This window comes from Rhodococcus sp. 14-2470-1b (assembly GCF_002259415.1).
Lineage (GTDB): Bacteria > Actinomycetota > Actinomycetes > Mycobacteriales > Mycobacteriaceae > Rhodococcoides.
In genome coordinates this window covers 40,199-48,650 of record NZ_NPFY01000043.1, presented here as the reverse complement: position 1 = coordinate 48,650, position 8,452 = coordinate 40,199, and the positions used below count along the sequence as shown (strand labels likewise).

The window sequence follows — 8,452 nt, the reverse complement described above, 5'->3', positions numbered from 1 at the left end:
GCGGGTGTTTTACCGGCGTGAGGTTCCGCGGACGATGTCGCCTTCGATGTAGGTGAATCCGTCTCCGCGGCCGTCACGGAGCGCGAAGTGGTAGTCCGCGTGGACCCAGACGGTATCGAAGTGTCCGGCGTCGGTGAGTGTGCCGAGTAGGTCTCGGTCGGCTCCGTTGGGGAAGAAGGCGACTCCGGACGAGGGCGGGTAGTAGCGGTTCAGGGTGTCGATCAGCGATTCGACGCTCCGGCATTCTGCGGCCGCGTCGAGGGCCTTGTCGTAGGTGGTCCAGTAGTCGTCGATGTCGTTGGTGGTCATGGCTTCTGCTCCTCGGTCTGGTCGATCGGATGGGGGGTAGTGAGCGTGGCGGGTCAGTAGTCCTCGTCCCAGTGCTCGCCTGCGTAGGTGGGGTCGAAGTCGGCGGGTGCGTGGGCCGGGTAACGGCGGCGGAGGTCGTCCTCGAGGTCGAGACGGCCTTGCCAGTGCTTGTCGCACCTCGGATGCGATACCCCGGTCCCGGACAGTGCGTCCCGGTATTCGACGTCGCCGGTGCAGTCGGGGCCGTCCGCGATGCAGGTGACGGCGTCGGTGTTCGTGGTCTCGGTCATAACTGTTGCTGCCCTTCGGAACTCGTGCCGGGTCGGTGTTGCGTCCTCCCCTGCGTTCTTTCGCCGTCATCTGGCGTGGGGAGAGTAGGCGGCGCAAGGGAACGGCGTCCTGCCCCTGGGCCGGGAAGTTTTCAGCCGGAGGCGTTCGTGAAAAGTTCTCGGCGCCCGCAGGGCCGGAGCATCGCGGAGTCAGGGGTGGGTAAGGCGGGCACGGGTGACGCAGACTCGATGGCAGCCAGATGCCCGAAAGAACGATGCTCTTCTACGGTGCGGAGCGCAGCGGAGCTCCACTCAGGGGACACCGCAGGTGGCCGGCACCGCCGGCAGGCGGAATGCGCGACCGCTCGTCGATGTCGTCAGATGGCAACCTTCCACCTGTGGAGCACTTCGGGTAACTGTGCGGGAGCGACGGGGACCGACCACGCTCGGTAGCGCCGCGAGGCTCGCTGGTGAGGCATACTTCTGCGTGCTCCAACAGGCATGATGCTTCAGACTATTAATAAAACTAGCTATAGTTCGTGCCACGAAGCTGGATAGTTTGCTACGTTCTCGGCATGACAACCAACGAAGACACAGTGGCAGTGTTCACCGGCAAGAGCCTCGACTCGATTCTGGGTGAGGGTGGGTCGCAGTCGTGGAAACTGGATGCAGCGCGAGCCAGGAAGTGCCAGTACGTGGTGTGCACGCAGAATGCACACAACGTCGAGGCGTATGCGGACGGCACCGAGGATCATGGGAGCGCTTTTTTGGTGGGGCGGATTTCTCGGCTGGTTCCCGCGACGGACGATAGGCCCGACCGGTGGAAGATTCAGTTCAGCGAGTACGCCCACATCAGCGTCCCTGATGTCTGGACGGGTGACCGCAATCCGGTGCGGTACACCACGTTGGACGATCTGGGAATCGACCTGGCGGATGCGAATTTCGAGAAATTCGACGATCAGTCCACGAGTACGCAAGCACCGACGACGGAGGTCGCCGCGTTGACGATCCGGCAGGCGAAGGCCGGTCTGGCGAAGACGTACGACGTCGATGTCGACGCCATCGAGATCGTCATCCGCGGATAGCCGAACGTCCGCCTGACTGTCGCAGGCGGCACCGGAACGTGTGTCGACTGCCTTACCCTCGCCCGTACGACGGACTGTGGGCGTCGATGACGAGATCTGTGTAAATAGGTCGGCGCTGGCCGGTAACGTCCGCTCTCATCGACCCAGAAGGGATCCACCGTAAATGGCGACGACGGACGCAGGCGATGTCGAGGTGCTCGTCGGTTACCTCACGGCTGAGATCACTGAGATGCACGCTGCCCCGGACGGATGGCCGGGGCATGTGGAATTGGCGTTGATCGATGCGGTCCTGTCGATCAGAGCGGTCTACGGAGTCTCTGCCGACACGGGCGTACGCGGCGCGATCAAGCGGTACAAGGCCGAGTCCGGCAGGCAAAGTTGGGACGACCTCGGTGTACTGGGCGAGGCCGACCCGCAGTGGCTTCAGACGGTGCTCGGCAATAAGCAGAAGACCGGGGGTGTGCCGAAGGCTGAGGCGATCGTCTCTGCTGCCGGCCGGCTCGCAGCGTCGGGCGCGCGCCACGCATCCGACATCGATCGGGACTCGGCAGCGCAGCGAGCCGCGTACTGCGGAACTCGCGGCTTGGGCCCGGTGACGTGGGACTACTTCCTCATGCTGGTCGGCCACGACGGCGTCAAAGCCGACACTCTCGTCACTCGATTCGTGGTGGAGGCGTTGGGTCGCAGACTCGGGAGCGAAGAAGTCTCACGGCTGGTGACCGACGCTGCGAGGCGAATGGACATGCCGGTGTCGGCACTCGACCACTCGATCTGGCGGCACATGAGTAGACCTCGGAAGAGCTAGTTCCGTTCACCTGTCCGATCGAGGGAGAATTTTCATGGCCATCGATTTCGAGTTCATCGGCATGTCGACCCATCGAGTGCGATGCTGCACGACCACCACGGGACCCGGTATGCGGCCGACGTGGCCGAATGCTCGTCGATCGAGCTCACGAACCGCTTCGACTCACTCGTGACAGCACCGAAGAGTGGCGACGAGCCCTTCACGCAGCAGGGGCAGTCGATCGGATCGGATCTTCACCAGTTCTGGCGTTGGGCGTGCTCGGATCTCATCGGGAACGCCCAACGCGGTGTTCTCGCCGAATACATCGTCGGACTCGCACTCGGATGCGTAGCCGATGGAGTCCGAGTGGAGTGGGATGCTTCTGATCTACTGACCGAAGGGGGAATTCGCGTCGAGGTGAAATCGTCTGCGTACCTGCAAAGTTGGAAGCAGGAGAGGTTGTCGACGATCAGCTTCGGGATCCAGCCAACGAACGGCTGGGACGCGACGACGAACACAATTGCCGCGCAACGGAAGCGGCAGGCCGACGTCTACGTCTTTTGCGTCTTCAAACAGACTGATCGGGCCACCGCTGACCCGCTCGACCTAGACCAGTGGGACTTCTACGTGATGTCCACCCAGCGCCTCAACTCCACGTTCGGGGAGCAGAAGTCGATTGTGTTGAGCAGTCTGCTCTCGCACGATCCCGTCGAATGTTCGTTCTCCGGACTCGCCAGTGCTGTCCAGGCCGCCGCGCGCGAACAATCCTGACTCCGACCGAGCAGGCTTCGTGGCGGCACGCCCCTTCGCACTCGAGGATTCGACACCGGAGCGTCCTGCGTCTGCGGCTCGACCAGGAAGACTCCGCTGGGCCACGACCTCTTCAGTGACCGAAACGCCGAAGAGTCCCCGTGGATGGCGGTTGTCGTCGATGTAAGCGGCATACTCGGTCTGATCGTCCCCGACGTTGAGGTGGTTTCGGTAGTCATGGCGAGTGTGCACGAGGTTATCGAAGCGTTCCGCGGTGAGCCGTCGAATTCGGAGCGGGGCACCAAGTTCGAGCAGCTGATGGTTCGATACTTCGAGCTCGATCCGACGCTGGCGCAGCAGTACGAGCAGGTGTGGCGGTGGATCGACTGGCCCGACCGTCAAGGTAAGGCCGACACCGGCATCGACCTGGTCGCCCGCGAACGCGACACCGGCGACTACACCGCGATCCAGTGCAAGTTCTACGAACCGACCACCACGTTGAGCAAAGGCGATCTCGACTCGTTCTTCACCGCCTCCGGACAAACATTTCCCACCGCCGATGGGGATCGGTCGTTCACCAACCGCGTGATCATCTCCACCACCGACCGGTGGGGAAAGAACGCCGAAGACGCCATCAACCACCAGACCATCCCCGTCCAACGGATCGGTCTGGCCGAGATCGCCGAAGCCCCGATCGACTGGGACATCGCATGGCCGCAGGGCGAACTGACGGTCGAGTTGAGTGAAGCGATCCGCAACGAACCCCGCCCACACCAGGTCGAGGCGATCGACGCTGTCTTCGCCGGATTCTCCGCCGGCAACGACCGCGGGAAACTGATCATGGCCTGCGGAACCGGAAAGACGTTCACCGCACTCAAGATCGCCGAACGCACGGCAGCCGAAGCCGGCGGCAGTGCACGCATCCTGTTCGCCGTCCCCTCCATCTCCCTGCTCTCGCAGACACTCCGAGAGTGGACCGCACAAACCCAGCTCGACATTCGCGCGTTCGCCGTGTGCTCGGACTCGAAAGTCTCCCGCTCCGCCGAGGACTACAGCACCGTCGACGTCGCGATCCCGGTGACCACCGACCCCGACAACCTCGCATCGCACATGGCGCACCGCAAACGCTCCAAAGGACTGACCGTGGTGTTCACCACCTACCAGTCCCTGCCGACGGTCGCTGCGGCGCAAGGACTGGGGGTGGATGCGTTCGATCTGGTGATCTGCGACGAAGCGCATCGCACCACCGGTGTCACCGTCGCCGGCGCGGACGAATCGAACTTCGTCCGCGTCCACGACGCCAAGTTCCTCAAAGCATCACGGCGGCTGTACATGACGGCCACGCCCCGGATCTTCGACGACGCCGTCAAGGAAAAAGCCGCCGACCACTCCGCCGAGTTGTCGTCGATGGACGACATCGACATCTTCGGCCCCGAGATGCACCGATTGTCCTTCGGTGACGCCGTCGAGCGCGGGTTGCTCACCGACTATAAAGTCATCGTGCTCACCGTCGACGAGGACCTCGTCGCAGCCCCTATGCAGAAACAGCTCGCCGGCAACTTCGCCGAACTCCAACTCGACGATGCCTCCAAGATCGTCGGCTGCTGGAACGGTCTCGCTAAGCGCGCCGGCCGCTCCCCTGACGGCGACGGGTTCGCGATCGGCGCACCCCCGATGAAACGGGCCGTGGCGTTCGCCAAGGACATCGCCGCCTCCAAGCAGGTCGCCGAAGTGTTCCCCGACGTAGTCGACGCCTACCGCGCCCTCCTCGAGGAAAACGAGAACGACGGCGAACAGGTCGACGCCACCAACCGAGACCTCGTCGTCTCCGCCCGCCACGTCGACGGCACTTTCAACGCTCTCAAGCGCAACGAGCAACTGTCCTGGCTCAAAGCGCCAGTCCCCGAGGGTGAATGCCGCATCCTGTCCAACGCACGCTGCCTGTCCGAGGGCGTCGACGTCCCGGCCCTCGACGCCGTGTTGTTCCTGCACCCCCGCAACTCCGTCGTCGACGTCGTCCAGTCCGTAGGGCGCGTCATGCGCCTTTCCCCCGGAAAGGACTACGGGTACATCATCCTGCCCGTCGCCGTGCCCGCCGGAGTGTCACCGTCGCAGGCCCTCGCTGACAACCGCCGCTTCAAGGTGGTGTGGCAGGTCCTCAACGCCCTTCGAGCGCATGATGATCGGTTCAACGCGATGGTCAACTCCATCGCCCTCAACGCCACCACAAAACAAGCAAAAGCCGGCCAGGGGAACGATCGCCTCCTCGGCGGACACATCGGCCCGACCACCGACTCCGACGAAACGATCGGCGACGGACACCCCACCCCGGACACGGATCCGAAGCAGGACAACGGCGAAGGTGGCGGTGGTGGGGTGGCGTCGCAGATGGCGTTGTTCGCACTCTCGGAGTGGCAGGAAGCTATCTATGCCCGCATCGTCGACAAGGTCGGCACACGCGTCTACTGGGAACAATGGGCCGCCGACGTCGCCGACATCGCCGCCGCCCAGATCGCCCGCATAAACGCGCTTCTCAGCGGTGCATCCTCCCAAGTGACGGAGCAGTTCGAGAGGTTCCTCACCGGACTACGTGACAACCTCAACGACTCCATCAGCCGCGACGACGCAATCAGCATGCTCAGCCAACACCTGATCACCAAGCCGGTGTTCGATGCCCTGTTCGCCGGCCACGACTTCGCCGCGCACAACCCCGTCTCGATCGTCATGCAGCAGATGCTCGACACTCTCAGCGACGCCAACCTCGAATCGGAGACCAACGGTCTCGACTCGTTCTACGACTCGGTGCGCATCCGGGCCTCCGAAGTGACCAGCGCTGAAGGCAAACAGCAGGTCATCGCCGAGCTGTACGAGCGATTCTTCCGTGTTGCGTTCAAGAAGCAATCCGACGCTCTCGGCATCGTCTACACCCCCGTCGAGATCGTCGACTTCATCCTCCGCGCCGCAGACCACGTCTCGAAGGAGCATTTCGGGAAGGGCCTCACCGACACCGGCGTACATGTCCTCGACCCGTTCACCGGGACCGGCACTTTCCTCACCCGACTCCTGCAATCCGGGCTCATTCTCCCCGACGACCTTGCACGCAAGTACCGGGAAGAGTTGCACGCCAACGAGATCATGCTTCTCGCGTACTACATTGCGGCAGTCAACATCGAGACCACCTATCACGCTCTGGCTACCCCAAATGGCGAGGACGGACAGTACGAGTCGTTCGAGGGAATCGTACTCACCGACACGTTCCAGATCTCCGAAGACGGCGACAGTATGGACGCGATCATGTTCCCGCAGAACAACGACCGCATCGTCAAACAGGTCGAAGCCCCGATCAATGTCATCGTAGGTAACCCGCCGTACTCGGTCGGGCAGGACAGCGCCAACGACAACAACGCCAACCTCAGCTACCCCACTCTCGACGCCCGTATCGCCGCGACCTACGCCGGCCGCTCGACGGCGCAGCTCAAGAACAGCCTCTACGACTCCTACTACCGCGCCTACCGATGGGCCACCGACCGCGTCGGCGACCACGGAATAGTCGCATTCGTCTCCAACGGAGGATGGATCGACGGCAACACGGCCGAAGGAGTGCGGCTGAGCATGGCCGACGAGTTCGCCCACCTGTGGATTTACAATCTACGCGGTAACCAACGCACAGCCGGCGAACTTTCCCGACGAGAAGGCGGCAAGGTGTTCGGCTCCGGAAGCCGTTCCACCATCGTCATTTTCGTCGGTGTTAAGAACGAAAAGCACACAGGACCCGTACAGATCCACTACCGAGATATCGGCGACTATCTCGACCGCGCCGAAAAACTCCGTCTCGTTGACACGAGCACTATCGAGAACCTCGAATGGCAGAGTGTGCAGCCGAACGCGCATGGCGACTGGATCAGCCAGCGAGACAGTGCTTTCAGCTCATGGCCGGCGATCGCGAGCCGCGGTGCTACGGGAGCCGTCGTCTTCCGAACTTTCTCGGGCGGACTTAAGACCAACCGAGATAGCTGGGTTTACAGCTTCTCCTTGAACTCGCTCCACGAACAGGTCGGCAGGACGCTCACCTTCTATCAAGCGGAACTTCATCGCGCAGAGGCTCAACGGGGGAACGAACGCCTTCAGGACGTGGTGAACCGCGATCCCCAAAGTATCTCGTGGAGCAGCTCGCTGTTGTCATCTATCGACGCGCGCAGGGTCATTCGCGAAGAGACTTCTGCATACCGCGAAAGCGCTTACCGGCCATTCCAAGGAAGCCATGTCTACTTCGACAAGTCCCTGAATGACCGCCCTGGCAGGCTCCCTTCGATGTTCCCAACGCCCCACCACCGGAACTACGGCATCGTTCTGACTGGACCGGCATCACACTTCGACTTCACTCCATTTGCGACCAATCTGATTCCCAACCTGCACCTCCTGGACACTGGTCAGTTCTTCCCTCGCTACACCTACGAACGCATCGACGGTGCTGCGGGCGGCGGGTTCGACTTCGGATCGACGGCCGATACTTTTGGGGTCGATGAGTGGGGTTACCGGCGGGTGGACAACATCACCGATGAGATCCTCGAGGTCTACCGGACCGCGCTTGACGCTTCGGTGACCAAGGATCAGGTTTTCTGGTCGGTGTATGGGCAGCTGCATGTCCCCGGCTACCGGGAGACGTACGCGGCGGATCTGAAGAAAATGCTCCCCCACATCCCCACCCCTGAAAGCTTGGAGCGCTTCACCCAGCTCGCTAACGCCGGCGAGCAGCTCGGCACCCTTCATATGCAGTACGAGGACGTCGATCCCTACCCACTCGATGTCGAGATAAAGGCCGGTGTCGACGAACACGATCGTGAGACATGGCGAGTACAGAAACTGAAGTGGCGCAACAAGTCCGACCACACCGCAATCGTCTACAACTCGAAGGTCAGCCTCACCGGCATTCCACCCGAAGCCGAGGAGTACATGCTCGGTTCGCGGTCAGCGCTGGCATGGATCATCGACCGCTACCAGGTCAAGACCGACAAGCCATCGGGCATCGTGAACGATCCGAACCTATGGTGCGACGAGCACGACAACCCCACCTACATAGTCGAACTGATCAAGAAAGTCACCACCGTCGCCGTCGAGACCATGCGCATCGTTCGCGAACTCGACATCGAGAAGGCTGCCTGATGGTCCGGGCTCAGACAATCCAGATCTATCTACCCGGTGGGGATCCCGCCGGTATTCGGGTCGCGAGCCTGACCACTAGGACTGTCCGGGTC

6 protein-coding genes are annotated in these 8,452 nt (G+C 62.3%); 4 read left to right on the top strand and 2 right to left on the bottom strand.

Annotated elements, in window-relative coordinates:
- Window positions 1-9: 9 nt before the first annotated feature.
- Complete coding sequence (locus CH293_RS27125) at window positions 10-309, bottom strand: hypothetical protein (RefSeq protein ID WP_094722000.1); 300 nt, start codon at window positions 307-309, stop codon at window positions 10-12.
- Window positions 310-362: 53 nt separating this feature from the next.
- Entirely contained in the window at window positions 363-599 is a 237-nt protein-coding gene (locus tag CH293_RS27120) for a hypothetical protein (protein WP_037146810.1), read from the bottom strand.
- 554 nt (window positions 600-1,153) lie between these two features.
- On the opposite strand from CH293_RS27120, the gene CH293_RS27115 reads away from it, so the two are divergent.
- From CH293_RS27115 to CH293_RS27100, 4 genes are all read left to right on the top strand, one after another.
- Window positions 1,154-1,663, top strand: coding sequence for a hypothetical protein (locus CH293_RS27115; protein ID WP_052057729.1), 510 nt, complete (start codon window positions 1,154-1,156; stop codon window positions 1,661-1,663).
- A 163-nt stretch (window positions 1,664-1,826) separates the two neighbouring features.
- Window positions 1,827-2,468 (top strand): hypothetical protein, encoded by a 642-nt coding sequence (locus CH293_RS27110; RefSeq protein ID WP_052057730.1) that lies wholly within the window; start codon window positions 1,827-1,829, stop codon window positions 2,466-2,468.
- Between the two features lie 81 nt (window positions 2,469-2,549).
- Window positions 2,550-3,218, top strand: coding sequence for a hypothetical protein (locus CH293_RS27105; protein WP_080734182.1), 669 nt, complete (start codon window positions 2,550-2,552; stop codon window positions 3,216-3,218).
- Window positions 3,219-3,434: 216 nt separating this feature from the next.
- Window positions 3,435-8,360, top strand: a complete 4,926-nt coding sequence (locus tag CH293_RS27100) for a DEAD/DEAH box helicase (RefSeq protein ID WP_094722005.1) — start codon at window positions 3,435-3,437, stop codon at window positions 8,358-8,360.
- Window positions 8,361-8,452: the final 92 nt, after the last annotated feature.